General features: G+C 72.8%; 24 protein-coding genes, 4 tRNA genes and 1 pseudogene. 8 read left to right on the forward strand and 21 right to left on the reverse strand.

The window, feature by feature from the left end; translation table 11 throughout:
* Positions 1-174: 174 nt before the first annotated feature.
* From OUQ99_RS29355 to OUQ99_RS29395, 9 genes are all read right to left on the reverse strand, one after another.
* Complete coding sequence (locus OUQ99_RS29355; RefSeq protein WP_378554956.1) at positions 175-972, reverse strand: alpha/beta fold hydrolase; 798 nt, start codon at positions 970-972, stop codon at positions 175-177.
* Between the two features lie 98 nt (positions 973-1,070).
* The gene (locus tag OUQ99_RS29360; RefSeq protein WP_267947000.1) at positions 1,071-1,877 is read right to left on the reverse strand and encodes a nucleotidyltransferase domain-containing protein; all 807 of its coding nucleotides are present in this window, start codon (positions 1,875-1,877) and stop codon (positions 1,071-1,073) included.
* Between the two features lie 178 nt (positions 1,878-2,055).
* Complete coding sequence (locus tag OUQ99_RS29365; RefSeq protein WP_267947001.1) at positions 2,056-3,336, reverse strand: DUF418 domain-containing protein; 1,281 nt, start codon at positions 3,334-3,336, stop codon at positions 2,056-2,058.
* On the reverse strand, positions 3,333-4,130 hold the full coding sequence (locus tag OUQ99_RS29370) for a MerR family transcriptional regulator (protein WP_267947002.1): 798 nt from the start codon (positions 4,128-4,130) through the stop codon (positions 3,333-3,335). Before OUQ99_RS29370 ends, OUQ99_RS29365 begins: the two co-directional genes overlap by 4 nt.
* 256 nt (positions 4,131-4,386) lie before the next feature.
* Positions 4,387-4,782, reverse strand: coding sequence for a DUF6188 family protein (locus tag OUQ99_RS29375; RefSeq protein ID WP_267947003.1), 396 nt, complete (start codon positions 4,780-4,782; stop codon positions 4,387-4,389).
* Between the two features lie 212 nt (positions 4,783-4,994).
* Positions 4,995-5,068, reverse strand: a tRNA-Phe gene (locus OUQ99_RS29380).
* Positions 5,069-5,093: 25 nt separating this feature from the next.
* Positions 5,094-5,168 (reverse strand) — tRNA-Asp (locus OUQ99_RS29385).
* An 88-nt stretch (positions 5,169-5,256) separates the two neighbouring features.
* Positions 5,257-5,329 (reverse strand) — tRNA-Glu (locus tag OUQ99_RS29390).
* Positions 5,330-5,436: 107 nt separating this feature from the next.
* On the reverse strand, positions 5,437-6,969 hold the full coding sequence (locus OUQ99_RS29395; RefSeq protein WP_267950553.1) for a metallophosphoesterase family protein: 1,533 nt from the start codon (positions 6,967-6,969) through the stop codon (positions 5,437-5,439).
* Between the two features lie 107 nt (positions 6,970-7,076).
* On the opposite strand from OUQ99_RS29395, the gene OUQ99_RS29400 reads away from it, so the two are divergent.
* Positions 7,077-7,427 (forward strand): metallopeptidase family protein, encoded by a 351-nt coding sequence (locus OUQ99_RS29400; RefSeq protein ID WP_267947004.1) that lies wholly within the window; start codon positions 7,077-7,079, stop codon positions 7,425-7,427.
* A gap of 332 nt (positions 7,428-7,759) precedes the next feature.
* Positions 7,760-9,085 (forward strand): MFS transporter, encoded by a 1,326-nt coding sequence (locus OUQ99_RS29405; protein WP_267947005.1) that lies wholly within the window; start codon positions 7,760-7,762, stop codon positions 9,083-9,085.
* 177 nt (positions 9,086-9,262) lie between these two features.
* Here OUQ99_RS29405 and OUQ99_RS29410 read toward each other — a convergent pair whose 3' ends face one another.
* From OUQ99_RS29410 to OUQ99_RS29425, 4 genes are all read right to left on the reverse strand, one after another.
* Positions 9,263-9,523 (reverse strand): PspC domain-containing protein, encoded by a 261-nt coding sequence (locus OUQ99_RS29410; protein ID WP_267947006.1) that lies wholly within the window; start codon positions 9,521-9,523, stop codon positions 9,263-9,265.
* A 255-nt stretch (positions 9,524-9,778) separates the two neighbouring features.
* Positions 9,779-11,416 (reverse strand): MDR family MFS transporter, encoded by a 1,638-nt coding sequence (locus OUQ99_RS29415; RefSeq protein ID WP_267947007.1) that lies wholly within the window; start codon positions 11,414-11,416, stop codon positions 9,779-9,781.
* A 53-nt stretch (positions 11,417-11,469) separates the two neighbouring features.
* Positions 11,470-12,084 (reverse strand): TetR/AcrR family transcriptional regulator, encoded by a 615-nt coding sequence (locus tag OUQ99_RS29420; protein WP_267947008.1) that lies wholly within the window; start codon positions 12,082-12,084, stop codon positions 11,470-11,472.
* 145 nt (positions 12,085-12,229) lie between these two features.
* Positions 12,230-12,616: a PPOX class F420-dependent oxidoreductase gene (locus OUQ99_RS29425; RefSeq protein ID WP_267947009.1), complete on the reverse strand. Its 387-nt coding sequence runs from the start codon at positions 12,614-12,616 to the stop codon at positions 12,230-12,232.
* A 244-nt stretch (positions 12,617-12,860) separates the two neighbouring features.
* On the opposite strand from OUQ99_RS29425, the gene OUQ99_RS29430 reads away from it, so the two are divergent.
* Positions 12,861-13,514 carry a hypothetical protein gene (locus OUQ99_RS29430; protein WP_267947010.1) on the forward strand — a complete coding sequence of 218 codons (654 nt, stop codon included), beginning with the start codon at positions 12,861-12,863 and terminating at the stop codon, positions 13,512-13,514.
* 243 nt (positions 13,515-13,757) lie between these two features.
* Here OUQ99_RS29430 and OUQ99_RS29435 read toward each other — a convergent pair.
* A pseudogene (locus tag OUQ99_RS29435) lies at positions 13,758-14,030 on the reverse strand (IS982 family transposase); the annotation flags it as partial.
* A 73-nt stretch (positions 14,031-14,103) separates the two neighbouring features.
* Between OUQ99_RS29435 and OUQ99_RS29440 the strand changes: the two are divergent.
* Positions 14,104-14,871 carry a class I SAM-dependent methyltransferase gene (locus OUQ99_RS29440; protein ID WP_267947012.1) on the forward strand — a complete coding sequence of 256 codons (768 nt, stop codon included), beginning with the start codon at positions 14,104-14,106 and terminating at the stop codon, positions 14,869-14,871.
* A gap of 46 nt (positions 14,872-14,917) precedes the next feature.
* On the opposite strand, the gene OUQ99_RS29445 is transcribed toward OUQ99_RS29440, so the two are convergent.
* Positions 14,918-15,475 carry a nuclear transport factor 2 family protein gene (locus OUQ99_RS29445; protein ID WP_267947013.1) on the reverse strand — a complete coding sequence of 186 codons (558 nt, stop codon included), beginning with the start codon at positions 15,473-15,475 and terminating at the stop codon, positions 14,918-14,920.
* A 60-nt stretch (positions 15,476-15,535) separates the two neighbouring features.
* Entirely contained in the window at positions 15,536-15,871 is a 336-nt protein-coding gene (locus OUQ99_RS29450; RefSeq protein WP_267947014.1) for a hypothetical protein, read from the reverse strand.
* Positions 15,872-16,038: 167 nt separating this feature from the next.
* Between OUQ99_RS29450 and OUQ99_RS29455 the strand changes: the two genes are divergently transcribed.
* Positions 16,039-16,836 carry a helix-turn-helix transcriptional regulator gene (locus OUQ99_RS29455; RefSeq protein WP_267947015.1) on the forward strand — a complete coding sequence of 266 codons (798 nt, stop codon included), beginning with the start codon at positions 16,039-16,041 and terminating at the stop codon, positions 16,834-16,836.
* Between the two features lie 169 nt (positions 16,837-17,005).
* On the opposite strand, the gene OUQ99_RS29460 is transcribed toward OUQ99_RS29455, so the two are convergent.
* The 4 genes from OUQ99_RS29460 to OUQ99_RS29475 all read right to left on the reverse strand — a co-directional run bounded on the left by OUQ99_RS29460 (position 17,006) and on the right by OUQ99_RS29475 (position 21,108).
* Positions 17,006-17,078, reverse strand: a tRNA-Lys gene (locus OUQ99_RS29460).
* Positions 17,079-17,306: 228 nt separating this feature from the next.
* The gene (locus OUQ99_RS29465; protein ID WP_267947016.1) at positions 17,307-18,545 is read right to left on the reverse strand and encodes a phthiocerol/phthiodiolone dimycocerosyl transferase family protein; all 1,239 of its coding nucleotides are present in this window, start codon (positions 18,543-18,545) and stop codon (positions 17,307-17,309) included.
* A 7-nt stretch (positions 18,546-18,552) separates the two neighbouring features.
* Entirely contained in the window at positions 18,553-19,206 is a 654-nt protein-coding gene (locus OUQ99_RS29470; RefSeq protein ID WP_267947017.1) for an alpha/beta hydrolase family protein, read from the reverse strand.
* A 390-nt stretch (positions 19,207-19,596) separates the two neighbouring features.
* Positions 19,597-21,108, reverse strand: a complete 1,512-nt coding sequence (locus OUQ99_RS29475) for a serine hydrolase domain-containing protein (RefSeq protein WP_267947018.1) — start codon at positions 21,106-21,108, stop codon at positions 19,597-19,599.
* Between the two features lie 226 nt (positions 21,109-21,334).
* Here OUQ99_RS29475 and OUQ99_RS29480 point away from each other — a divergent pair, with 226 nt between their 5' ends.
* The gene (locus OUQ99_RS29480) at positions 21,335-22,171 is read left to right on the forward strand and encodes an alpha/beta fold hydrolase (protein ID WP_267947019.1); all 837 of its coding nucleotides are present in this window, start codon (positions 21,335-21,337) and stop codon (positions 22,169-22,171) included.
* Positions 22,172-22,227: 56 nt separating this feature from the next.
* Here OUQ99_RS29480 and OUQ99_RS29485 read toward each other — a convergent pair whose 3' ends face one another.
* Positions 22,228-22,848 carry a TetR/AcrR family transcriptional regulator gene (locus tag OUQ99_RS29485; protein ID WP_267947020.1) on the reverse strand — a complete coding sequence of 207 codons (621 nt, stop codon included), beginning with the start codon at positions 22,846-22,848 and terminating at the stop codon, positions 22,228-22,230.
* A 69-nt stretch (positions 22,849-22,917) separates the two neighbouring features.
* Between OUQ99_RS29485 and OUQ99_RS29490 the strand changes: the two genes are divergently transcribed.
* On the forward strand, positions 22,918-23,496 hold the full coding sequence (locus OUQ99_RS29490; RefSeq protein ID WP_267947021.1) for a GNAT family N-acetyltransferase: 579 nt from the start codon (positions 22,918-22,920) through the stop codon (positions 23,494-23,496).
* Between the two features lie 11 nt (positions 23,497-23,507).
* Positions 23,508-24,890, forward strand: coding sequence for an amidohydrolase family protein (locus OUQ99_RS29495; RefSeq protein ID WP_267947022.1), 1,383 nt, complete (start codon positions 23,508-23,510; stop codon positions 24,888-24,890).
* Positions 24,891-24,961 lie beyond the last annotated feature (71 nt).

Raw genomic sequence — 24,961 nt, forward strand, 5'->3', positions numbered from 1 at the left:
GGGTGGGGTGGGGTGGGGGCGGGGGTGGTGGGGGGTGGTGCGGGAGAAGGCGGGGCGGGGCCCGGGCCGGGCCCGCTGGACCCGCGGCGGACACCGCGGCACGGGTCCGGCCGACCGGCGGACGGGAGCGTCCGGCGGCGAGGGGGCACAGCCGCGGCGCGGCGGGCGTTCCGGCTAGAGCGGGTGGCCCGCCAGGAAGTCGAGGACCTCGCGGGTGGCCTTCGGCCCGTCCTCGTGCAGGTAGCCGTGGCGCATCCCCGGCAGCACCAGCAGGCGAGCGCCGGGGATCCTCCCGGCCAGGAGGGCGGCGTTGCCGACCGGGGTCAGCTCGTCGTCCTCGCCGTGCACGACGAGGGTCGGCGCCTGGATGCCCGGCAGCAGGTCCCGGCCGTCGTAGCCGGTGCTCGCGCCGAAGTGCAGGCGCTGGGCGCGCAGGGGGCCGTGCGGAAGGATGCCGGTGACGGCCTCGGGATGGGCGGACGCCCACGCGGGCGAGTAGAACAGCTCGGCGATCGCGTCCCGCCCGGCCGCGGTGTTGGCCCGGCGCAGCGCCAGGGTGGCCGAAGCCGGGCGCTCCACCTCGTCGGCCCCGCCCGGACCGGTGGAGCCCAGGACGAGCGCGCCGACGCGGTCCGGCGCCGCGGACGCGAACACCTGGGCGACCTTCCCGCCCATGGAGAACCCGTAGACGTGCGCCCTCGGGATCTCCAGGGCGTCCAGGACGGCCAGGGCGTCCTCGGCGAACAGCTCCAAGGTGTAGGGCTCGCCCAGGGGCGCGTCGCTGCCTCCGGTGCCCCGGAAGTCCACCCGTACGACCCGGTGCCCGGCCGCCAGCCCGGCGCGGACGCCCTCCCACATCCCGTGGTCGAGGGACTGCCCGTTGAGGAGCAGGAGGGGGTCGCCCTCACCGAGGGTGTCGTACCAGATGCGGGTTCCGTCCGCCGCGGTCACATGGCTCACGGGTCCGGACACTACCCGATGACGTGCGCGGGGGCCGTGTCACGTGTCACCCGGGGGCGGGGGCCCGAGAGACGCGGGAAACGCTCCGGGTCGCGGTCGGCGCCCGCCGCTCAGGGGCGGGGGGCCTTCTCCCCGTGGACCGCCCGGTACTCGGCCGCGAGCCAGGGTCCCAGGTCCTCGATCAGCTCCTCCAGCACCTCCGGGTCGCCCGAGGGGGCACGGCCCTCCGCGACCGCCGCCCGCATCTGCCCGAGGCGGTCGGGACGGTAGCGGCCGAAGATCTCGGCGGACTCGTCGAGGTCGCTGGTCCAGCCGCCCCAGAGGGGCATGACCAGGGTGAAGCCGGTGCGGACCAGGCGGCGGCCGACGCCGCGTCCGAGCCCCGCGCGCTCGGCCGCGGTCTCCGCCCGCCCGGCACGCTCCCGCCAGCGGGGCAGCACCAGGTGCAGGTCCCCGTTGGTCTCGCGCGCCAGCAGGGACGTGGGGCGGTAGCGCGGCAGCCGGTCCGCGAGGTCCTCGCCGAGCAGGGGCGTGCACAGGCAGGCGAGGAAGAAACCGAAGTCGTGCCGTTCGAGCTCGCTGAGCGCGTCGCGGACCGACCCCAGCAGGACGCCCACCCCGTCGACCTCGCCGAAGGCGGCGTCGAGGCCGGCCTCCATCTCCCCGGCCGCCTCCCGCTGCTCCCCGGTCACGGCGTCGCGGAACACCAGTTGCAGGTCGAGGTCGGAGGTCCCGGGGACCGCGGTGCCCCGGGGGACGCTTCCGTAGAGGTAGGCGCTGTGCAGCGCGTCGCCGAACAAACCGGCGATCCGGGCGCGGGCGGCCTCCACCACGGGCGCGAAGGCCGGCCCGACCCGCGCGAGCGAGCCCTCGCGCGCGATCGCGCCGTCCGTGTCCAGTCCCCGGCCGTCGTCCATGGACGCACTGTGCCGTATCCGGGCGGACGCCGCGACCGCATTTCCCCGACGCCTCCGGCGCGCCCCGCGCACGGCCCCCTGCCGGGGCCCGGCCCGTGCCGGTCGGCGGTCCGCGCCGACGGCCGGCCCCGCTGCCGGGGCCGGCCTTCACGGCGGCGGACCGCCGGGGACGGATCCGTCAGCCCGCGTGCTCGGCCGCGGGCCGGCGCCGGCGGACCGGCTTCCGGTAGGTCAGTGTGCGCAGCAGGACCTCGGCGGGTCCGCGCCGGCCCGCCCGGTCGAGCAGGTACGCCGCGAGGACGGTCAGCAGCCAGGTGCCGAAGGCCACCAGGACCGCCGACCAGCTGGACAGGTGCACCCCCAGGCCGAGCCCCCACGCCGCCAGGAAGGGTGCGAAGACCGCCGACTGGGCGAGGTAGCCGCTCAGGGAGCGCCGGCCCAGGGCCACCAGGGCCCGGACCGGCAGGGACGGCCCGCCACCCCGGGCGGTGAGGCGGTGCGCCAGGAGGCCGAAGAGCGCGGCGTAGCCCACCCCGGTGAAGATCCCGGTGTAGAAGTGCACCGAGGCCACCGCCGGGCCGTACACCGGGTCCAGCACCCCCACGTGCTGCAGGCCCAGCACCAGCCCGGGGACCCACCCGGCGGCGATGCCCCACACGGCCACCCGGCGCAGCAGGGGCAGGTGGCGCTGCGGCTCCTCCAGGAACCGGTGCCGCGCCGCGAGCAGGCCGATCAGGAACACCGTGGGCAGGGCCAGGGAGAGCAGGCCCGAGCCGAGCCCGAAGACCCAGGTGGGCAGGCGCACCGCGGCCGAGAGCAGGTAGCCGGTCTCGGCGATGCTGGCCCTTTGCACGGCGGCCGCGTCCACCCCGGGCGCGCCCGCCGGCGCGGCCATGGCACCGAGCACCGACAGGGCGGTGAACAGGGCGCCGGCCGCGAGCAGGACGGCGGTCCAGACCTTGAGGGTGCGGTCGGTGCGGTGCAGGAACAGCGGCACCATGAGCAGGCCGATGAGGCCGTAGGTGCCGATGATGTCGCCCTGCCACAGCAGGAGGGCGTGCACGGCGCCCAGGGCGAGCATCCACAGGTGGCGTGTGCGCAGGATCCTGCGGGCGTCCTCGTCCCGGGTTCCGTGGGCTTTCTGGCGGGCGTACATCTGCCCGATGCCGTAGGCGAACAGGAACCCGAACATGGTGTGGGTGCGGGCGTCCACCACGACCAGGGACGCGACCTGCGCGATCCGGTCGGCGAGGTTGCCCTGGTCGGGGTGGAGCATGGCCAGGCCGGCGGGGGCGTCGTAGATGAACCACGGCACATGGGCCAGCGCGATCAGCAGCAGCATCATGCCGCGGGCCAGGTCCGGGGCCAGGGCCCGCTCCGAGACCGGGGTCGAGCCCGCCGAGGCCGCGGCGGGGACCGGGGGCTCCGGGGGCGGGGTGTCGGGTCGGGTGGTCGTCATGGTGCGGGTTCCTCGTCTTCCTCACGGCTGTCTGCGCCGGCGGGTCGTGTGTCCGGCCAGGTGCCCCGGGGCGGCTCGCGCTCCTCCGCGAGCCGGTCCCCGACGCGCTTCAGGACGTCGAGCTGGGCGGGGTTGCACAGGACGCGCATCATCGCGGTGACCACCTCGCCGGTCCGGGCCGCGTCCGCCGGGGGGAGCCCGGACCGGTCCAGGGCGGGGTAGTCGGCGAGCACGCCGCGGACCAGGGGGAGCATCTGCTCGGCCGCGCCGCGCCGTGCCCGTTCGTCCGCGTCCGCCGGCAGATTCATGAAGACCTCGTCGACGGGATGGGGCTCGATGTCCCTAAGCAGATCGATGTAGGCCTCCGCCGCCTCGGGGGTGTAGACCCGCGTCATCACCAGGGCCAGCGAACGGTCCTCGTGGGAGAGCCGCCCGGCGACCGGGGCCAGTTCGGCGGGCAGTTCCGGGGGCAGGCGCCGCGCCAGGATCTCCGCCAGCTCGGCGCGGATCCGCCGGAGCCGCTCCACCGCTTCCGCCAGCTCCGCGTCCAGCAGGCGGAGGGCCTCCGCCGGGGGCTCCCCGGTGCGCTCCATATCGGCGATCTGAGCCAGCGACAGGCCGAAGCCGGCCAGTCGCCGGATGCGCAGCAGGACCACCAGGTGCTCGACCCCGTAGCGCTTGTAGCCGTTGGCGGCGCGTTCTGGCTGGTCCAGCAGGCCGAGCTCGTGGTAGTGCCGCACGGCCTTCACCGTGGTTCCGGCGAGCTCGGCGAGCTGACGGGTGCTCCACGCCATGGCCGGCCCTCCCTCCTCGCTCCGGCACGGTGCCTCCCGTGCCGGTGCCTGCCATTGCAGACCATGCCGTCGGGGCACGGTCAACAGCGGTGGAGGGGGGCCGGTCCCCTGCCGGTCGGGGGGCGCGGTCCCGGAACCCTGTGACCTGTGCCTGCGCGGTCCGAGAGCCGCCGCGTGTGGTGAGCGACACGGTCCCCCGACGACCGACGGCGGGGTAGAGCGAGGAGGCGCACCGACGCCCCCGGTCCACCGCTGATCAGCGTTGCCGGCCGACTTCCCCGCCCGGACCCACCAGAACGGAGTCGAACCCGAAGCCGGTGAGACTCCACGACTCGTAATCCGGGTCCGGGTCGACCCTCAGCCCCGTGCCGTCGTCGAAGTCGACGCACAGGGTGCCGCACCCGGTGACCTCGACCTCGGCGACGGTCTTGGCGAACAGGCCGAGCAGCGGCGCCGGAGAGGTGCCGGCCCCCGGAGTCAGGACGACCCGGCCACCGCCCGGGTCCGTCATGGACAACACGGTTTCGATGACGAGTTCCCCGTCCAGGCGGATCCGGCCGTCGGGGCCGTGGCCGGTGAAGGTGATTCTGACCTGGTGGTCGAAGGCCGTTCTCGTGACCTGGGCGCCGACCAGCTCCGTGGGAACCTTCACTACGCCTCCCGACGTCCTGCGCCACGCACCGAGGTTCGTCGACCGCACCGCCCGTCGGCCTGAAGCAGGGCGAGCAGGCGAGCAGGCGCTCGGACGTGGCCGCGCATTGGCCGTGGCCACTTACCTGCAACCGCCGCCGTCCACTGACACACCAAAAGGCCCCGTCACCTGTATACGCAGGTGACGGGGCCTTTGTGCATGTCTGCTGGAAGTGGCTAGGGGCGGGGTCGAACCGCCGACCTTCCGCTTTTCAGGCGGACGCTCGTACCAACTGAGCTACCTAGCCGCACTCGCCGATCGCTCGGCGACGGCGGTCCTGACGGGATTTGAACCCGCGGCCTCCACCTTGACAGGGTGGCGAGCACTCCTAACTGCTCCACAGGACCTTGTTCTGTTGTCGCGCCCGGTACGTGCCCCGGCGCGTTGTCGCGGTTCTTATTCTGCCAGACGTCCGGCAGTGCTCGAACCGCGTCGTACCCCCAACGGGATTCGAACCCGCGCTACCGCCTTGAAAGGGCGGCGTCCTAGGCCGCTAGACGATGGGGGCCCGTGTGACAGGTCAAGCATAGGGGAGATTCCCACCAACACCAAAGCGATTCCCCCACCCGGGCCAGACGTCCGCCACCTGCGGGAACGCCGATCCGGGCCCGGGTGCTACGGTGTGCGGCCGTCCCCGTCGCCCTCCGTCGCCGGTACCTGCGGGCGGTCCCCGACCGGGCGGTCCGGTTCTCCCTCGATGTGCCGTTCGACCTGGGCCGACGTGAGACCGATGCCGCCCAGGTCGACGTCGTCGCGCGCCTGGAGGCGCCCACTCTCGGCGTCGAAGTACAGCACCGACGCCTGGTAGGGGGTCGGCCGGTCCGGACCGTGATCAAGGCCACGCAGCCCCGCGCCCCCGGTGGAGCCCTGGACGAGGAACCTCGTGCCGAGGTCGGTCAGCTCGGTGGATCTCAGGTGGTCGCCGCCGGTCAGCACGAGGGGCGCCACCCCGTCGAACGCCTCGGCCTGCGTGCGCGTGTGCATGAGGACCACGTCCACGTCCTCGCGGGAGCCGATGACCTCGCCGGCCTCCTCCTCGCCCCGCGCGGCCACCCCGGCGGCGTCGGGGTTGAGGCGGGTCGCGTCGGGGGAGAACCGGGGGTCCCCCGAGCCGTAGAAGGTGAGCCCGCCCACCTCCTCGACGGCGCCGTCGAGGACCACGCTGTTCGACTGGGCCTCCACCGCGCGCTGGGTGCCCATGGAGTCGTGCTGTCCGCGCACCCACACGTACGGCACGTCGAGCTTGCCGATCTCGTCGGCGAACACGTCCTCGGTGGCGCTGCCCCGGTCGGTGAGGTCCCCGGAGTCGACCACCATGTCCACCCCGTACTGCTCCTGGAGGGTGCGGATGATGCTCCACGACGCGGGGTTGAGCTGGATGTCGGACACGTGCAGCACCCGGATCACCGTCTCGTCCTCCTCGTACACGGGGAGGGTCGAGGTGGCCTCGTAGAGCATCGCGACGTTGCCGACCAGGCCCGCGAGCTGCTCCTGGTACTGGCTGAAGCGGCCCACCACCTCCTCGGCGCTGCCGACCACCTGCGGGGCCCCCGCGATGAGGCCGGTGTAGCGGGGCTCGGCGATGGCGCTGGGGTTGAAGGTGCCCGCGGCGGCGGCGCCCGAGGCCACGAGGACGGCGAGGGACGCGGCCGCGCTGCCCGCGGCGCGCCCGGCGCTCCGGAAGAGCAGGAGGCCCATCAGGGCCGCACCCAGGGTCGCCGCGAGGACCGCGCGGACCAGCAGCGCGACCACGCCGTCGCGCAGGTCCGATCCGATGCCCGCGGCCATCCGGTTGATGGCCTCCGGGTCGGCGAACATCTCCTGGGCAGCCGACAGCCGGATGTCGGAGATCGTCGCCTCCAGCTTCAGGGGCGCGCTGTGCGTGTCGAAGGCCAGCTGTCCCAGCGGGGCCACGTCGACGACGGTCTCGCCGCGCCACTGGGGGGTCAGACCCAGGGTGACGTCGGCCGGGCCGATGGGGGTGACCACCTGTCCGCCCAGCGCAAGGCCGAGCCACCCCCCGACGAGCCCGGCGGCGACGACGCACCCCCACCGCCACGCGCGCCCTGCGCGCACCCGGTCGAGGGCGACGCGGAGCCGCGCGAGGGCCCCACGGAAGTCGTGACCGCGGATCGCTTCCCAAGACAACACACCACCATCATGCCGCTGACGGGGGTCGATCCCAATATTTCCTCCCTTTCCAGAGTGTTATGCCGCTCGGGGGCCGCTTCCCTCCCCCACCGGCAGGCAGCACAATGGCAGGCGTGGTGGAACTGACACGCAGGGCCTTCGAGGAGCTGGTCGCCGACGCCCTGGACGAGATCCCGACCGAGTTGTCCCGGCTGATGGACAACGTGGTGATCAGCGTGGAGGACGAGTCCCCCGACGGCCTGCTCGGCCTGTACGAGGGCATCCCGCTGACCGAGCGCGGCGACACCTACTTCGGCGTGCTCCCGGACCAGATCTTCATCTACCGTCGCAACATCTGCGCGATCTGCGAGACCCCCGAGCAGGTGGTGGAAGAAGTCCTGGTCACAGTGGTGCACGAGATCGCCCACCACTTCGGGATCGACGACGCCAGGCTGACCGAACTGGGGTGGGGCTGAGCGGGGCCGCCGGAATCCGAAACTCCGGCCGCTTTTTTCGGTACGGGGTCCCATTTTCGGTGCTCTGCGTACACATCCGGGAACGACTCGCCCGCGCCCGACACGCCGGGCCGTCACGGGGATCGCCCGTGTACACATTGTCACCAGCAAAAACGTTCCGTACACGACTTGGCCGGGAGATTGCCGAATCCACCCGTCGTCCATTACCCGCAGCAACGAATCAGACACGAATTTACCCAAGTGGCTTGCGAGGAAGCCCGCCTTCCGGAACGGTTGGTTATTGAGACACGACACAGCGTGATTTCAACCCTGTAACAGTAAGGGAGTGCCGGGTGGCCAATCCGCGCCTCGACAACACACCTGACAACGGAGACCACGAGTCTTCGAGCGCCCCCGACAACGCGACCCCCGCCGGCCCGGGCAAGGACGACTGGCGGAGCAGCTACCGCGACGTCATGGCGATCGGCGAGTTCCGCGCCGTCTGGCTCGCCCACGCACTCTCGATGATCGGCTCCAACCTGCTGAACATCGCGACCAGCATCCTCGTCTTCCAGGTGACGGGCTCCGCGCTCGCCGCCGGCGTCACCCTGGCCCTCACCTTCCTGCCGCCGATCATCAGTCCCCTGATCGCGGGGCTCGCCGACCTCTTCCCGAGGCGCAGGGTGATGGTCATCTGCGACCTCGCCCGCGCCGCGGTCATCGTGCTCATCGGCATCCCCGGCATGCCGATCTGGGCGATCTGGCTCCTGCTGTTCTGCTCGGTGCTGCCGTCGATCCCGTTCGCGGCGGCCCGCGCGGCCATGCTGGCGGAGATCATCCAGGGCGAGCGCTACGTCGCGAGCACCGCGATCATCCAGCTGACCTCGCAGATCGGCATGCTCGCCGGGCTCGTCGCCGGCGGTGTGATCGTGGCGCACGTCGGACCCAACATCACCGTGATGTCGACCGGGATCCTCTTCGTCCTGTCCGCGACGGTCGTGCTGATCGGGGTGAAGGCCCGCCCGGCGCCCCGGGGGGAGAAGGAGGAGCGGCCCGGGTTCGCGGCCATGACGCGCGACGGGGCCAAGCTCGTCTTCGGCGACCCGCGGCTGCGCACACTGGCGCTGCTCGCGTGGCTCGCCGGCCTCTACATGATCCCCTACGGGCTGGCCAACCCCATGGCCGCCGAGATCGGGGCGGGGGCCGCCGCCGCGGGGTTCATCATGGCGGGCTCGTCGATCGGCGCGTTCCTCGGCGGGTTCGTCCTCACCCGCCTGGTCCCGCCGCCGACCCGGATGCGCCTGCTCGGCCCCCTGGCCGTCCTCACGTCGGTGCCGCTGCTGCTCTGGCTGTTCGACCCGCCGCTGTGGCTGATGGTGACCGCCCTGGCCCTGTGCGGCGTCGCGGGGTCCTACCAGTTCGTGGCCAACGCGGCGTTCGTGCTGTGCGTGCCCAAGGAGGGCCGGGGACTGGCCTTCGGGCTGGTCGCGTCCGGGCTCCAGGCCGCGCAGGGCGTCGGCATCCTGATCGCCGGGTTCTTCGCCGAGTTCTTCGGCACCGGCGTCGTCATCGTCTCGGCCGGCGTGCTCGGGGTGGGCTTCGCCGTGCTCCTGGCGATCCCCTGGTCACGGCTCTCGGGGGAGACCATCGCGCGGATGGACGCCACCGAGCGGCCCTAGGGCGTCCTCCGGCGGGTGCCGCCCGTCTCTCTCGGCGGGGCGGGGTTCGGCCGGACGCGCCCTAGCGCTCGCCGCAGCTCTCCACGGAGGGTTCGCGGGCCTCCTCGGCCTCGCGTTCCTCCCGTGGGGTGCGGAGCTCACGTCGTTCCCAGCCCGGGTGTGCCCTGAGGGTCCACATCAGTTCTCGCTCGGCTTTCCTTGGAAGTTGCGGATGATCTGCTCCAGCATGGAGCGCTGCTCGTTCGCGGCCGGCATGACCAGCCAGGCCAGGATGTACACGAAGACACCGCTGAACCCGAAGAAGGTCAGTACCACGAGGACCAGCCGGACGAGGTTGGAGTCGACCTTGAGGAACTCGGCGATACCGCCGCAGACGCCGGCGAGGTAACGGTCGGTCCCGCTGCGCCGGAACCGCTTGCTCTGGTAGTTCTCGTTCATGTATCCACCATGCCCGCTCCCCACGACGATTCCCATCGGGGACAGCCCTGGCCCTCCCCTGACATCCCCCCGACCCCCTTGGAGGGGCGGCCGGGGGCGTCCGGACACCCCCGTGAAGGGTTCGACGGGACGGAGTCCCACGGCGTTCCTGAGGCGTGGGGCACATTCGGCCCGAACGGGGCCGGGCCGACCCGTACGGCGGTCCCCCGAGGGCGGCGCGGCCTCCCCGGGGAGAGGCCGGGCGTTCCCCGGAGGTCAGTCCCTACCGGTGGGCAGCTCCTCGGCGGTTCCCTCCGCCCGGCCGGACGTGCCGGGATCCCCGGCGCTCGTGTCCCCGCCGTCCCCGGCCCCGGCGTCCGGCCGGGGCCCGACGGACTCCGCGGGGTCGTGACCGGGAAGGCTGGTGCCCAGGGGCTTCTCCGAGATGAACCAGGAGAGCACGAAGCCGGCCAGGGCCACGGGCACCGCGTAGAGGAAGATCGGCGGCAGCGCCCCCGCGAAGGCGTCGACGATGAACTCGCGCTGCGGCGCCGGAAGGCCCTGGAGCAGCTGGGGGGTCATGGAGCTGATCCCGGCCTCCCCGCCCGCGAACTCCACGCCGCCGCCGGGCGCGCCCTCCATCCGCCGGTCGAGGCGGGACACGAAGACCGAGCCGAACACGGCGATGCCGAAGGACGCGCCGATCTGGCGGAAGTAGTTGTTCGCCGACGTCGCGGCCCCCAGGTCGCGGCGGGGGGCGGTGTTCTGGACGATCAGCACGAGGTTCTGCATCACCATGCCCACGCCCAGCCCCAGGACCAGCATCGCCGTCCCGTTGAAGGCGTAGGGGGTGTCGGCGGTCATGCGGGACAGCAGGACCAGGCCCACCGTGATCAGGGCGGTGCCGATGACCGGCCAGTGCTTGTAGCGGCCTGTCCTGGAGATGAGTCGTCCGGTGGTGATGGTGCTCGTGAGCATCCCGGCCACCATCGGGAGCATGAGCAGGCCGGACTCGGTGGCCGACGCCCCGCCGACCATCTGGAGGAACGTGGGCATGTAGGCGACCGTCGAGAACATGGCGATGCCGACGGTGATCCCCACCAGTGCCGTCAGGACGAAGTCCCGGTCCCGGAAGAGGCGCAGCGGGATGACGGGGTCGGCCGCGCGCCGTTCCACGAGGACGAACAGCAGGCCCGCGACGAGGGCGCCCGCGCCCAGGCCGATGATCTGCGGGCTGAGCCAGGCGTAGGCGTGCCCGGCCCAGCTCGTCGCCAGCACCAGGCAGACGCTCGTGGCCGCGAGCAGTGCCGTGCCCGCGAGGTCCAGGCGGGGCCTGGGGCCGGTCGGCCGGGGCAGGTGGACCACCGCCAGCGCCGTGACCAGCGCCACCGCCCCGAGCGGCAGGTTGATGTAGAAGATCCAGCGCCAGTCGAGCTGATCGGTGAAGAACCCGCCGAGCAGCGGTCCCGCGATGGCGGAGACGCCGAACACCGCGCCCATGACCCCCATGTACTTGCCGCGCTCGCGGGGCGGGACCACGTCGGCGATGATCGCCTGGGCGCTGATGATCAGCCCGCCCCCGCCGATGCCCTGCACGGCGCGGAAGACGATGAGCTGGGTCATGTTCTGGGCCAGGCCGGACAGGACGGACCCCAGCAGGAACACCGCGATCGCGAAGACGTACACGTGGCGGCGGCCGAAGACGTCCCCGGCCTTGCCGTAGACGGGCATGCCGACCGTGGCCGCGAGCATGTAGGCGGTGACGACCCAGGAGAGGTGTTCCAGGCCGTCGAGCTCGCCGACGATCGTGGGCAGGGCGGTGGCGACGATGGTCTGGTCGAGCGAGCCCAGCAGCATCGTCAGGATGATCGTCAGGAGGATCCAGCGCAGCCGGGTGGGGCCGGGGGTGGTCATAGAGGGTTCCGTTCGCCTTCGGGAGACCTGGGAGGGACGGCTCGCCCCGGGGCTCAGTCCTCGCGCGCCGGGGGCGCGAAGGCCTCTCCGAGGTGGCGGAGCGCCTCGCGGATCTTGGCGCGGACGTCCGCGGGCTCCTCGCTCTCCGAGTAGTGGAGGCGCTTCATGGTGTGGCGCATCACCGCCATGCCGGCCGCCGCGAGGAGCTGCGGCCGGTCGTCGTCGGGGCCGGCGCCGGTGCGCTCGGCGATGGCCCCGGCCAGCTCCACCTCCACGTTGTGGAAGCGGGCGAGCAGCCCGCGCACGAGCTGGGGTTCGCGTTCGGTGAGCTTCTTGCGCAGGAGCATGTCCGCGCGCTGGGTGGCGAGGTCCTCGGTGCTGACCAGGAACGTGATCAGGACGGTGATGAGGTCCTCGACGAAGTCCCCCGTGGGGCCGCCGTCGACGAACGCCTGCCGCACCTGTTCGTCGGGGGTCGCGGGGACGTCGCCGAGGAGGGCCTCCTCCTTGGTGGCGAAGTAGTTGAAGAAGGTGCGCGTCGAGACGTCGGCCTCCAGGGCGATCTCCTCGACCGTCACGTTCTCCAGCCCGCGTTCCAGGGTGAGGCGTATCCCCGCCTCCTGGAGTGCGCGGCGGGTCGCCTGCTTCTTCCGTTCCCGAAGTCCCACGGTGGTCCTCCCCGTACACGGCCAATCCTTGCGGACCGTGCAATATTTCTCAACGAGTGTGCTCCGGGGCGGCGCGGACGCCGCCCGCGACGGGGAGCGCGCGACCCCGCCGGAGCGGGGCCGCGCCCGTGGCCTGCCGACCGCCCTACCGGCCCACGAAGCGTTCGGGCCGGACGTAGACAATGACACGTTTCTCGGAGGGGTCGTCCCAGGGGTACGGGGTGCCCATGTACTTCTGGGACATCTCGTCGATGAAGGCCTTGTCCGTGTCCTCCTCGATCCGCTCCACCTCGCCGCGGACCTCCACGTACATGTAGGGGTCGTCGGGGTCGGTGGCCGACACCGCGATCCGCCCGTCGCGCCGGAGGTTGTGCAGCTTCTGCCGGGTGGTGGTCTGGCTGAACCTCAGGAACTCGCCGTCCCAGTCGATCCACACCGGGCTCGACTGGGGCTGCCCCTCGGGGCCGAGTGTGGCCACGTGCCCGAACGCGGGCTTGCGCAGAACCGCCTGCTGCTTCTCAGAGAACGCCATGCCGCTCCTTGGTCGTCGATCCTCGGCCGGTCTTCCGACTGTCCGAGTACACCAACAGTGCCCGTCCCGCGCGCGGCGACGCGCCCATCCGGTGCCCGGCAGGCCCGGACGGGCCAAGGCCCTGTTTCCCGCCCCTTCGAACACGCTCCCGGTCGTCCGGGACTCATCGGCGATGACCGAAAAGTCCGCCTGTTCAGATTCGACTACGCTGATGGAGGCATCACGCCTGAACCAAGGAGACAACATGGCCCGCTCTTACGAACCAGGACCGAAGCAGTTCATTTTCGGTGTTGGCGACGGTAACGACCACTACGTTTCCGTGGGAGACCCCCAAGAGGCCTACGCAGCATTCTCCGAGTTCTTCCGGGGTCGAGATTCCGACACTTACACCATCGAAGACGCACCGGCGGCCCAGAGGTTGCTTCTCATGCCCGACAGAGGCGCGATCGCCCGGATCGAAGGTGCGGGCGCGCCTCAGATCGAATACCTCAAGGTCGACAGGGGCAATCGCTACCTGCCGAGCGCCATGCTGTTCTTCGAGAACGGACATTCCGGCCTCGACCACTTCGGACAGTGGTTCCCGGACCTCGCCGACCTCGACGCGTCACCGGAGACCCGTGGTGCCACCCGCGCCGCCATGATCACCACCGAAGCCGCAGCAATCGAAGAGGTTGCCCGCATCTGGGCGGATTCGGGCATCGTGGACCCGAGCAACCGTTACTACATCTTCTTCGATTCACATGGTGTCGACGATGATCGAGCCGAGCGAGCCGAACTGCTCAAGCTGATCGAATTTCTCGGCCTCGAGCGAGTCGACGCCCCGGCCGAGGCGGCCGACGGCGAAGTCTGGGTGCGCACTGAAACACGCCTCGACGCCGAATTCGAACGGTGGTCGTGAACAGGTGTTTCGGGAGTGCGCTGCAACATTGCTGTGACGCTCGCCGTGGGCCCGGGACAGGCCGCCGGCCGGATCATTCGACGATCTCCGCGCGTTCGTCGGACATGAGTTCACGCAATACCCGGAACCGGTTCAGCAGGCCGTGATGGCACAGAAGACTCAGAGCGTGTTCGAGAAGGGTCAGGAAACAGGGCCTTGTCTCATCCACGCCTGCTGGCGGGGCGGGGGAGCGCCGCTCGGTCCGGCTGCTTCGCGTAGGCGCTTGTTGTATCCGCTCTGTTGGGGCAGGTAGGGGAAGCGCTCCGCGAGGTGGGTGCGGGCGTAGCGCGGCCATCGGGTTTCGTCGGTGTGTCCGGGCATGGCCTGCATGAGCGCGAGGGTGACCAGGTCGGCGTCGGACAGGCGGGGTCGGAATCCGATGGCGGGACGCCGGGGGGCCAGGTCCGGACGGTGTTTCAGGAGCCGTTGGGGGGTGTCGTAGAGTGCTTGGACGAGGGAGTTCAGGTCTTGCGTCACAACTCGACCATGGGCTCCCTCGCCTCATGCTCAGACCACACACCCCTTGGAATTACTCATCTAGGCTCTGGCCATGGACCGAGGAACCGGCACCCCCGAGACCCCCGCCCGGCCCGATGCTCCGGGCCGGACGAACGACTACGACGGCTTCGCCGAGGCGTACGCGGCGGAGAACGAGAACAACATCCAGAACGCCTACTACGAGCGGCCGGCGATGCTGGCCCTCGCCGGGGACGTGGCCGGCCGCCGGATCCTGGACGCCGGCTGCGGCGCGGGTCCCCTGTCGGCCGCCCTGCGCGAACGCGGCGCCGTCGTCACCGGCGTCGACGCCAGCGCCGGGATGCTGGCGCTGGCCAGGCGGCGGCTCGGGGACGGCGTCGACCTGCGCGTGGCGGACCTGGGCGACCCCCTGCCGTTCGACGACGACGCGTTCGACGACGTGGTCGCGTCGCTGGTGCTGCACTACCTGGAGGACTGGGGGCCGACGCTGGCCGAGATGCGGCGCGTGCTCAGGCCGGGCGGCCGGCTGATCGCCTCGGTGCAGCACCCGTTCGTGGACTACGCGATCCAGGACCCCCGACCCGACTATTCCGCGACCACCAGCTATTCCGACGAGCTCTCGTTCAGCGGGCGGACCGTCACGCTGAAGTTCTGGCGCCGACCGCTGCACGCGATGACCGACGCCTTCACCGCCGCCGGCTTCCGCCTCTCCGTCATCAGCGAGCCGCAGCCCGACCCGGCCGCCCGTGAGCTGTTCCCCGACGACTTCCACGCCCTGTCCACGCAGATCGGCTTCCTGTTCTTCGTCGTCGAGGCGCCGCCGTCGCCCGTCGCCGGGTGAGTCCACGCCCGGGCAGGGGCCGGGCCGCCCGCCTGGGGCGGGAGGCTCACAGGCCCGAGCGGGCGGAGAGCCGCGGCGAGAGCATGCGGCCGACCGCGCGCAGCAGGGAGCGGAACTCGGCCCCGTTCGGGCGCACGCCCAGCCCGGCGTACATCAGCGCGTTCCCGTACTCGGCCATGAGGACGATCCGGCCGTCCTCGACATCGAACCGCGTCACATAGGTGTTGCGGTAGGGCTGTCCCGTGCGCGCCACGACCATGTCGCCGACGCCGTGGAAGAAGAGCTCGCCGCCGTCGGGCGAGACGACCCACCTGTGGTCGCGCCAGCGCAGCGGGGAGAACTTGTCGAACAGGGCGCCCGTGTAAGCGAGGACCTCGCTCCTGCCCTTGACGTCGGCGACGCAGACGCCCCGCTTGCGGCCCGCGACGATGTCGGCGACACCCTGGGGGGTCGTGGCGCCCCCGGCGTGCATGAACAGCTGTCGCGCCTCGCCTGCCAGGGTCCGGGCCACGGCGTCGATGTCCTTGGCCTCGACGGCGCGGATGAACTCCTGGGCCACGGCGAGCCCGGTGTGGGCGACGGGCGTCACTCTCTGGTCGTCCATGAGGTTTCCGATCGTCGTGCGGGTGTGCGGGTGTGCGGGGGGTGTGCGCGGAGATCCGGTTCAGGCGTCCCAGGACAGCAGGGGCTCACCGAACGAGGTGGGGATTCCGAAGGAGGCGAAGCGGGGCGTCCACCACCGCGTGAACTCGGACTCGTAGGCCAGGAGCCGCTCGGAGAAGTCGGCCAGGTCGACGCCTTCGTCGAATTCGAGGTAGACGATGAACTCCGCGCCGCCGTCCTCCCCCGGCTGGAGCCACATCCGCTCCCGGAGGTAGCCGACCTCTCGGGCCCGGGTGTCCAGGCCGGGCAGGTGGTCCCTGTTCAGGTCGGCGAGGAGGTCCCGGAACTCCTGGACGCGACTCCGGGGGATCGTGAAGGTCCACGCTGTACTGGTCATGCCCTCTCCTCGGCCCCGGGCGGTCCGCCACATGCTCGGGGCGTTCCTGGTGAACCCGGTTCGTTTTCGATGATCCGGGAGGACGGGCGGGGCAGGAAGGCCGAGCCGAGGGTGGTATCGGCAGGACCAGGCTCGCCCGCCGACACGGGGCGGGGACAATAAGGGGCATGCCGAGCAGCGATCGAACCGAGTTCGGGGCGTACCTGAGGCGCCGCAGGGCCGCGATGAGCCCCGCGGACCCGCGGGGCGGCGTGCGGACCTCCCGCCGGCGGGTTCCGGGGCTCCGCCGCCAGGAGGTCTCCGACCTGGCGGGGATCTCGGTGGAGTACTACACACGCCTGGAGCAGGGCAGGGCGCCCCGCCCCTCGCGCGAGATCCTCGCCTCGCTGGCACAGGCGTTCGGTCTCTCGGACGCCGAACGCGCCCACCTCTTCCGGCTGGGCGGTGAGCCCCCGCCTGAGCCGGCCTCCCCCGCCTCGGTCATCCGCCCCGGGCTGCTGCGCCTGCTGCGGGGCCTGGACGAGACGATGCCGGTCACCGTGCACGACGGGCGCCTGGACCTGCTGGCCCGCAACAAGGCCGCGCAGGAGCTGCTCGGGACCTCGTTCGGCGACGGCCCGTTCGAGCGCAACATCGCCTACCAGGCCTTCACGACCGACACCCTGGCGCGCCTGCTCGGAGGCGAGGGCTCGGAGCGCTTCCTGCGGGCCGCGGCCGCCGAGTTCCGGATCGCGCTGAGCCGGTACCCCGACGACGCCTACCTGCGGTCCCTGCTCGCCGAGCTCACCGCGACCAGTCAGAGCTTCCGCGACCACTGGGAGGAGGGCGAGGTCGGCGCTTCGAGGTCGGCGGTCAAGCGGATGCACCACCCGACCCAGGGGTGGGCCCGCTTCGACATCGAGGTGCTGCACGACCCCGAGCGGGACCACTGGATCATGCTCTACACGCCCCAGGAGGACGAGTAGCCCTGCGCACCGGACAGCAGGCCCGGCCACGGGACGGAGCAGGAGGGGGGAGCGGGCACGCGCACGAGGTGGCGGCACGGCGGAGGCACAGGAGCGGGCGGCGGCCCCGGGAACGGGAAAAACCCAGGACCGAGACCTTGAGATGGCCTTTGACCTGGGCTTCCATGAGTAGGCCCCCAGGGGCTCGAACCCTGAACCCACGGATTAAAAGTCCGTTGCTCTGCCAATTGAGCTAGAGGCCCTCGGCGACTCCCGGGCATGCTGCCGCCCGTCGCCAGAGGCAACTCTACCCCAGCAGCAGGCCCTTCGTGCTGCCGATGGAACCCCGCGCGCAACGCGCCTGATCACCGTGCCGACACGCGGGGCCCGCCGCCGCGGACAGGCCCGACAGCCGCCCACCGGGCTCCCCCGGACGCGAGCCCAGAGCCTGGGAGACCCGGCCCCAGAACCCGGGGAACCGCGGACGGCCCTCACGCGCCCGGGGGCTCGGCGCACGCCTCGGCCAGCACGGCGCCCATCTCGGGGACGAGGCCGGCGACGGGGTCATGGGTCAGCTCCGTCATCCTCAGCCGCCCGCCGACGGTCACGACGCCGAGGACGTGCTCGCCCCGCAGCTGGGTGGTCTGTGCCGGACCCCACAGGGCGGTGACCGCCTCCATACCCGGGCCGGGGTCCGCGACCCCGAGGTTGGTGATCTGGACGTCGGCGGCCGTGGCGGAGGCCATCATCGCCTCGGCCTCGGCACTGCTCGACGGGGGCTGTCCCGCGATGGCCGCGGCGCCGGCCCTGAGCGCGTCCGGCGTCCGCTGGAGCGAGAGCGCTGCGCGGGTGCGGCGGGCCAGCTGCCAGAAGTCGCCTGCGCCGTCCACGTCGCTCCCCGTCCGGGCGCCCGCGAACCGGACCGCCACCTCGTCGGGCAGCCCGGCGGCGCGGCGCAGGTCCACGGGGCTGAGCACACGCACGTACTCGCGCCCCCGCCGGTGGAACACCACCGCGGCGGCCGCGCAGAGGGCGGCGTGCACCGAGGCGCGCTCCCGGCGGCAGCGGCGGACGAGCCGCGCTGTCAGGCCCCGGTCCAGGGCGAGGGCGTCGACGTGCGGCCTGCTCCCGGAGAACGGCGTGAGCTCGCCGGGCGCGTCCATGCGAGCGTCGTTCTCCGGAGGGGGCCCGGCCGCGGGGCCGTCGGCCTCCGCCGCTCCCCCGCTGCGGGCGAGGAGGTCCTCCTGCGCCTCCGGGACCCCGCCGGGCGCCGGCTCCTCGCCGCCCAGCGCCGCCACCAGGTCCAGCAGGGCCCGCAGCCCGCCGACACCGTCGGCGATCTGGTGGGCGAAGGTCAGCACCACGGTGCTCCCCGGCTCCCCCGGGACCAGCACGGCGCGGACCAGCGGCCCCGGCTCCGGGGGGATCGGCCGTGTCTGCTCGACGGCGACGACGGACTGCCACGGGGTGCCGTCCGCGGCCGCCTCCAGGGGGATCGGGCCGTCAGCCGCCCGGAAGACCGCCTGCGGTGCGGTGCGGTCGACCGCCACCCCGAGCAGGGGATGGCGGACCCGCAGCACCGCCAGGGCCGCGGCCGCCGAGCCGGGCAGGACCCGGTGGGACAGCTCGGCGACCAGGGAGAACTGGACCGGGTTGCGGTGCATGTAGAGGTCGATGGTCCGCTCGAACGCGCCCAGCGGTCGGACGGTTCTGCCTTGGCTCGTGTCCATGCGGTGGTCACCCTTCGCGAGTGTGGGAAACGGTGGTCGAAAGGGCCGCCCCGTCGGCGCGGTCGCGGTCGGCCCGGTCGCTCCGCCCTTCCGGGTGGCGGGCGAGGAAGCGCTCGGCGGCGCCGAACGCGGTGATGAGGTTCTCCGGGTTCACGAAGTCGTGGCCCTCCTCGGGGAGGACCGGGTACCCCACCTCGGCCCCGCGGGCGCGGAGGGCCTCGACGATCCGGTCGGACCCGGCCTGCGCGACACGGGTGTCGTTGGCGCCCTGGACCACCATCAGCGGGGTGGTGATCTCGTCCACCCGGGAGATCGGCGAGCGGGCCTGCATGTCCGCCTCCTGCCCGGCGTCCGCGGGGCCGCCGACGTAGCGGTACCAGTGGTCGACCGGCCCGCCCCGGGCGGCCGGGGCCGGAGCGGAGCTCAGCACCCCCGCCCCCGGGAACGGGGTGAGGTCGACCGCCGCAGACCCCGGGTCGTCCGGGTCGACCCGAACCAGGTGCCGGTTCTCGTCGCCGCCGCTGTCCCGGAGGTGGAACAGCCGGCTCGGGTCGTCGGCCCGCTCGCAGCGCACCACGCTGCGGGTCTCGTCGGCGGTCACGCACCGCGGCTCGGAACCGCCGTCCAAGTCCTCGACCGGGATCGGGCCGGGCAGTGCCATGTCGCCCCTCTCGTTCGTGTGCGGTGGCCCGGGGTGGGCTGTGCTCCAGGAGAAACCATGACGCCGCGGCACACTCAAGTCCCCCGCGGCCGCCGATGCGGCCGGCCTTTCCGGAACGCCGCTGGGGGGGGACCTCTTCAGCCGAGGGGGCGTCCGTCCGGCGGTGGGACCGCGTCACCGCTCCGCCATGACATTTCTCGGGGCCGGTTCGTGGCACCGCGTCACCGGCGGCTCCGCGCGGCGGATCTCGCGCACGTCACCCACAGCTGCTAGATTCGTACATGCGTTCTAATCGTGGTTGGGGAAGACCACGACGGACACGCGGGGGCGTCACCGGTCTCTCGGCGGGAGAGCGGTGACGCCCCTTCCTCTGCCTCAGGACCGCGACGCCTACGCGGGGGCGGCCCGGTCCCGCGCCGCCCCGGCCCGCCGCGCTCGGACGTCGGCCCACGTGCGGAGCACGGCCGAGGCGACGCCGGCCGCCGCGGCGACGGCGAGGGAGAGGGCGACGTCGGGCGCCCACGCGAGAGCCCCGTCGGCCCCCGTCACCGCGAGGAGGACGGCCCCGGCTCCGACGGGGAGCAGCCCCGGGAGGATCCGGAACGCGGTGGCCGTCCTGGTGGGCGGAGCGGCCGGGGTACGCGGTCGGCGCAGTGCCGCACACGCCCCGGCGGCCGTCGCCGTCAGCCACACGGCCAGACCGGTGGCGGCGGCGACGGTGAGCAGGTAGGCGGTGCGGGACGGGCCGCCTTCCGGCTCCGGGGCGCCCGCGAGCATGGCGGAGGCCCCGAACAGGACGTCCGTGCTCGCCGCGTCGTGCAGGAGCCCGTGGGAGTTCTGCTGCATGACGAGGGCGAGGCCGCGCTCGGGGAGCAGGAGCAGCACGGCCGAGTAGCCGGGTGCGGCCCCGCTGTGCCACACGGCCCCGTCCAGCGGGGCGTCGAGTCCGCCGACGCGCCACCCCAGGCCGTAGCCCGTCCCCGCCCCGTCGTCCGTGGTCTGCTCGCGGCTCATCTCCCCGAAGGAGTCCGCCGACAGGACGCCCCCTCCGCCCCGGAGGTAGAGGGAGGCGAGCGCCGCGAGGTCGTCGAGGTCGCCGCCGAGGTAGCCGTACGCCGCCCCGTGGGGGTCGAGTCCGGCCGCGACCGGCGCGGTGACGCCCCAGAGCGGGAGGTGCCCCGGGGCCAGGGCGCGGTCACGGGCCGAGGCGGGGTCGGTGATCGCACCGTCCGCACCCGCCGGTTCGAGCACGGCGTCGCGGACGTGGTCGGAGAAGGGGACGCCGGTGACGGACTCGACCACGGCGGCGAGGACCAGGTAGTTGGCGCTGGTGTAGGCGTACTCGCCGCCGGGGGGCGCGAGGGGCCGGATCCGGTCCAGCGCCGGGAGGCGGTCGGCGGGCCGGGGGCAGTCCCCCCGGCAGTCGGAGACCGCGAAGGCCGACGAGGGCGGCAGGCCCGAGGTCTGGGCGAGCAGGTGGCGGACGGTGGTCTGCGGGGCGTGCGCCCCTCCGAACCGGAATTCCGGCAGGTGGTCGGCGACCGGGTCGTCCAGTCCGAGTGCGCCGTCCTCGGCCAGCGCGAGGACGGCGGTCGCGGTGACCGGCTTGGCCACGGACCCCCACAGGAACGGCGTCCCGGCCGTGACGGGGGCCCCGTCGCCGTCGGTTCCCCACGCCGCCCGGTGGAGGGGCCCGTCGGGTCCGACCACCGCGTAGGACAGCCCGGGTGTGCCGGTCGCCTCCATGCGCCTCTGCACGTAGTCGTCGATCGCGGCGTAGGGGTCGGCGGGATCCCGTGCGGCGGCGGCCGCGGCGGGGGCGCCGCCGACCGGGGCGAGGAGCAGTGCCGCGCAGAGGGCGGCGGCCCATCGCGGGGCGGGGCGGGCGGGACGGCGGTTCACGGGGGCCTCCACGGGTGCCTTGATAACCGTATGGGCGTACGACAATAACCGTATATACATACGGTTAACAAGGCCGGCCGGGTGCCCGGAGGCCGGAAGGCGCGCCCGAGGACGGGCGCCCGCGCCGAAGGGCCGGACCGGTCGCCGCCGTGCCGATTCCTTTTCCGGCGGACCGCCGTCACACGGTCGGACACGACGGAGCAGCACCCGGATCGGAGCAGGACACATGGGCTCGAACAGCAAGAACGGAACCGCGGCGGACTCCGCGGTCGCCTCGGCGGACGGGACGCGGATCGCCTTCGAGCGCCTCGGCGAGGGGAGTCCGGTGGTCCTGGTCCCCTCGGCCCTGGCCGACCGCGGGGACACCCGCGGGCTCGCCCGCCTGCTCGCCCAGCGGTTCACCGTGGTCAACTACGACCGGCGTGGCCGGGGCGCGAGCGGCGATGCGAAGGCCTACGCCGTGGAGCGCGAGATCGAGGACATCGCGGCGCTGATCGCGCACGTCGGCGGCTCGGCGTCGGTGTTCGGCAGCTCGTCCGGGGCGGTTCTCGCGCTCCGGGCCGCCGTCGCCGGGGCGGGCGTCGACCGGCTCGCCCTCTACGAGCCGCCGTTCTCGGTGGAACCGGGCGGCTTCGGCCCCCCGCCGGGCTTCCCGTCGCGCATCGACGCCCTGCTCTCCGAGGGACGGCGCCCGGACGCGGTGCGGGAGTTCATGACCGGGGCGCAGGGCATGCCCGGGTTCGTGGTGGGACTGATGCGGATGATGCCCAAGCAGTGGGCGACCCTGACCGCGATGGCGCACACCCTGCCCTACGACATCGCGGTCATGGGCGACACCCAGCGGGGGGAGCCGCTGGACGCGGACGCGTGGTCGACCGACGCGCGGACACTGGTGCTGACGGGCGGCAGGAGCCCGGCCGGGTTCCACAGGGCCGCGGAGGAGCTGGCGGGGGTGCTCGACGCCGCCGAGCACCGCGTGCTGCCGGGTCTGAACCACGGCTCGGTGATGACGGCGCCGAAGCGGCTCGCGCCCGTGCTGGCGGAGTTCTTCGGCGGCCGGTGACCCGCCGGGGGCCGGGCCGGGGCCCGCCCCCGGGAACGGAGGGAGGCGGTCCGGGTTCAGGCGCGGCCCGGGACCGTGCCGCCCTCCGCCTCCCCCGCCGATCCGGGCGCCTGCGGCAGCAGCGCCCGGATCGCGGCGGCGAGCCGCGTCCCGTCCGGCGTCTCCCCGGGTGAGACCAGGCTCTGCGCCATCACGCCGGGCACCAGCGTCAGCATGAGCGAGCCGACCGTGTCCTCCTGCTCGTCCGTCACCTGTTCCACCGGCACGCCGAGCACGACGGCGGCCAGCCCCCGGCGTGCGAGCCGGTGGGCCCCGGCGAGCTGGTCGCGGAGTTCGGGCATGCGGTCGAGCTGGGCCAGCACCTCGAAGTTCGCGGCCACCATCGTGCGGACGTCGCCCAGGGAGCGCACGAGCCGGTTCATCGTCTCCTCGAACCTGTCGACCGGCGCGGAACCGCCGTCGGCGGCGGAGAGCACCGCGAGCACGCGATCCGACCACTCCCCCACGACGGCGATCATCGCGGTGGTCAGCAGGACCTCCTTGGACCCGTAGTGGTAGCCGATCGACGCCAGGTTCGCCCCCGAGGCGGCCACGATGTCGCGCGAGGTCGTGCGGGCGTAGCCCTTCGTGTACAGGCACTGCTTGGCGCCTTCCAGCAACTGCTCCTTGTGTCCCATGCGCCCACTCTAACCTCTTTATATACAAGTGTATTGTACAAACGTCATATACATACGTATGATCGCTCCATGATCGAGATCCGCGAACTCCCTCCCTCCGACGAGGAGCGGGCGGCCGCCGTCATCGCCGAGGCGATGGACTCCGACCCCGTTATGGCCTGGATGATCCCCGACGCCGAGGGGCGCCGCGCACTCCTCCCCGCCCTGATGCGCGAGTTCGTCGCCACCGCGCTCGCGACCGACCGTGTGCTGGTCGACGGGACCGGGAGCGCCCTCGCCCTCTGGTCCCACCGCTCGGGCCCCGCCCGATCCCCGGGCGAGGAGAGCCTCCGGGCGCTCCCCGCGGCGTACGCGCCCCACGTGCCGCGGATCGCCCTGCTCGGGCGGACCATGGAGGACCGGCACCCGACCGTCCCCCACCTGTACCTCTCGACGATCTGCGTGCTGCCACGCGCCCGGGGCCGAGGACTGGGCTCTGCCCTGTTGGGCCACCGCCTCGACGGTGCCGGCCTCCCCGCCTACCTGGAGGCCAGTACCGAGCGGAGCGCGGCCCTCTACGCCCGGCACGGGTTCGCCCCGCTGGGCGACCCGGTCACCCTTCCCGACGGACCCACCGTCCACCCGATGTGGCGCGAGCCCAACCCATGAGGAGAAGACCCGTGCAGGCGTACACCCATGTGACCGTGATCGACTCCACCGGCGGCCCGTCCGCCCCGGACCGCACCGTCCTCGTCGAGGACGGCGTCATCACCGCGGTCGGACGCACCGCGGAGGTCCCCGTGCCGGAGACCGCGTCGGTGGTCGACCTCACCGGGAAGTACCTCATCCCGGGCCTGGCGGACATGCACGTCCACAGCGACATCGAGGACGAGCGGATCATCCCCGCGCTCTACCTCGCGAACGGCGTCACCACCGTGCGCGAGATGTGGGGCGGCCCCCGGGTCCACGACTGGCGGCGGCGCATCGGGGCCGGAACGATGTCGGGCCCCCGCTGGGTCGTCGGCGGCAACCTGGTGGACGGCTCCCCCTCCCTCTGGGAGGACATCCCGGGCCCCGCGGCGCCCACCGTCGTCAAGGGCGCCCAGGACGCCCGCCGCGCCGTCGGCGAGACCCGCGACGCCGGGGCGGACTTCGTGAAGGTCTACTCCCGGCTGGACCGCGAGTCCTACCTCGCCCTGATGGAGGAGGCCCGGCGCCAGGACATCCCCGTCGTCGGCCACCGCTCGGACCTGGTGCCCTTCGTGGAACAGGTCGAACTGGGCCAGCGCTCCTTCGAGCACGTCCACGGCCTGTGGCCCGCACTCTCCCGGGACGCGGCGGAGATGGAGGCGTCGATGGCGCGGATCTCCCTCGAACCCGACACCTACTACTCCAGCTGGTTCCGGCAGATCAACGAGGTGGAGTGGGAGTCCGTCAACTCCTACGACTCCGCGGCGGCGGCCTCGGTGTTCGGACGGCTGGCCGCCAACGACGTGGCCCTGTGCCCCACGCTGGTGATGCACGAGAAGGTGGACCTGCCGGAGCGGGCCGGACTGGAGGACCCCCGCCTGCGGTACCTGCCGCCGTACATGCGCGAGATGTGGAAGTACGTCCTGGAACAGGTCTACACACGTGGACGCAGCGCCGCCGAGGGGGCCCTGCGCCGCGACCTGTTCGAGCGGCGCCGGGAGACCGTCGTCGCGATGGACGCGGCCGGGGTGCGCCTGCTCGCGGGCACCGACCCGCTCACCCCGGGCGTCCTCCCCGGGTTCGGCCTGCACGACGAGCTGGAACTGCTGGTGCGGTCAGGGCTGAGCCCCGCGCGGGTCCTCCGGATCGCGACCCTGGAGGCGGCCCGCTTCCTGGGCCGCGAACAGTGGTCGGGCACCGTCCGGGAGGGCAGGGCCGCCGACCTCGTGGTGCTGGACGCCGACCCCCTGGCCGACATCCGCAACACCACGCGCATCCACGCCGTCGTGGTCGCGGGCAGGTTCATCGGCCCCGGGGAGCGGCAGGCGCTGCTCGACACCGCCGAGCGCGCGGCGGCGGACCAGGTCGCCTGACCCGCCGGACCCCGCGTACCGGGTTCCCGGGCGTACCGGGGACCCGGTACGCCCGGGACCTCGCGCGGCCC

Source organism: Streptomonospora nanhaiensis, assembly GCF_026642255.1.
Lineage (GTDB): Bacteria > Actinomycetota > Actinomycetes > Streptosporangiales > Streptosporangiaceae > Nocardiopsis > Nocardiopsis tropica.

What these genes read in the sequence shown, in the direction of transcription:
- OUQ99_RS29360 (WP_267947000.1), bottom strand. Translation starts at nt 1,877, where the DNA reads ATGGACGACGGCCGGGGACTGGACACGGACGGCGCGATCGCGCGCGAG.
- OUQ99_RS29365 (WP_267947001.1), bottom strand. Translation starts at nt 3,336, where the DNA reads ATGACGACCACCCGACCCGACACCCCGCCCCCGGAGCCCCCGGTCCCC.
- OUQ99_RS29370 (WP_267947002.1), bottom strand. Translation starts at nt 4,130, where the DNA reads ATGGCGTGGAGCACCCGTCAGCTCGCCGAGCTCGCCGGAACCACGGTG.
- OUQ99_RS29400 (WP_267947004.1), top strand. Translation starts at nt 7,077, where the DNA reads ATGGCAGGCGTGGTGGAACTGACACGCAGGGCCTTCGAGGAGCTGGTC.
- OUQ99_RS29410 (WP_267947006.1), bottom strand. Translation starts at nt 9,523, where the DNA reads ATGAACGAGAACTACCAGAGCAAGCGGTTCCGGCGCAGCGGGACCGAC.
- OUQ99_RS29415 (WP_267947007.1), bottom strand. Translation starts at nt 11,416, where the DNA reads ATGACCACCCCCGGCCCCACCCGGCTGCGCTGGATCCTCCTGACGATC.
- OUQ99_RS29425 (WP_267947009.1), bottom strand. Translation starts at nt 12,616, where the DNA reads ATGGCGTTCTCTGAGAAGCAGCAGGCGGTTCTGCGCAAGCCCGCGTTC.
- OUQ99_RS29430 (WP_267947010.1), top strand. Translation starts at nt 12,861, where the DNA reads ATGGCCCGCTCTTACGAACCAGGACCGAAGCAGTTCATTTTCGGTGTT.
- OUQ99_RS29440 (WP_267947012.1), top strand. Translation starts at nt 14,104, where the DNA reads ATGGACCGAGGAACCGGCACCCCCGAGACCCCCGCCCGGCCCGATGCT.
- OUQ99_RS29445 (WP_267947013.1), bottom strand. Translation starts at nt 15,475, where the DNA reads ATGGACGACCAGAGAGTGACGCCCGTCGCCCACACCGGGCTCGCCGTG.
- OUQ99_RS29450 (WP_267947014.1), bottom strand. Translation starts at nt 15,871, where the DNA reads ATGACCAGTACAGCGTGGACCTTCACGATCCCCCGGAGTCGCGTCCAG.
- OUQ99_RS29455 (WP_267947015.1), top strand. Translation starts at nt 16,039, where the DNA reads ATGCCGAGCAGCGATCGAACCGAGTTCGGGGCGTACCTGAGGCGCCGC.
- OUQ99_RS29465 (WP_267947016.1), bottom strand. Translation starts at nt 18,545, where the DNA reads ATGGACACGAGCCAAGGCAGAACCGTCCGACCGCTGGGCGCGTTCGAG.
- OUQ99_RS29470 (WP_267947017.1), bottom strand. Translation starts at nt 19,206, where the DNA reads ATGGCACTGCCCGGCCCGATCCCGGTCGAGGACTTGGACGGCGGTTCC.
- OUQ99_RS29480 (WP_267947019.1), top strand. Translation starts at nt 21,335, where the DNA reads ATGGGCTCGAACAGCAAGAACGGAACCGCGGCGGACTCCGCGGTCGCC.
- OUQ99_RS29485 (WP_267947020.1), bottom strand. Translation starts at nt 22,848, where the DNA reads ATGGGACACAAGGAGCAGTTGCTGGAAGGCGCCAAGCAGTGCCTGTAC.
- OUQ99_RS29490 (WP_267947021.1), top strand. Translation starts at nt 22,918, where the DNA reads ATGATCGAGATCCGCGAACTCCCTCCCTCCGACGAGGAGCGGGCGGCC.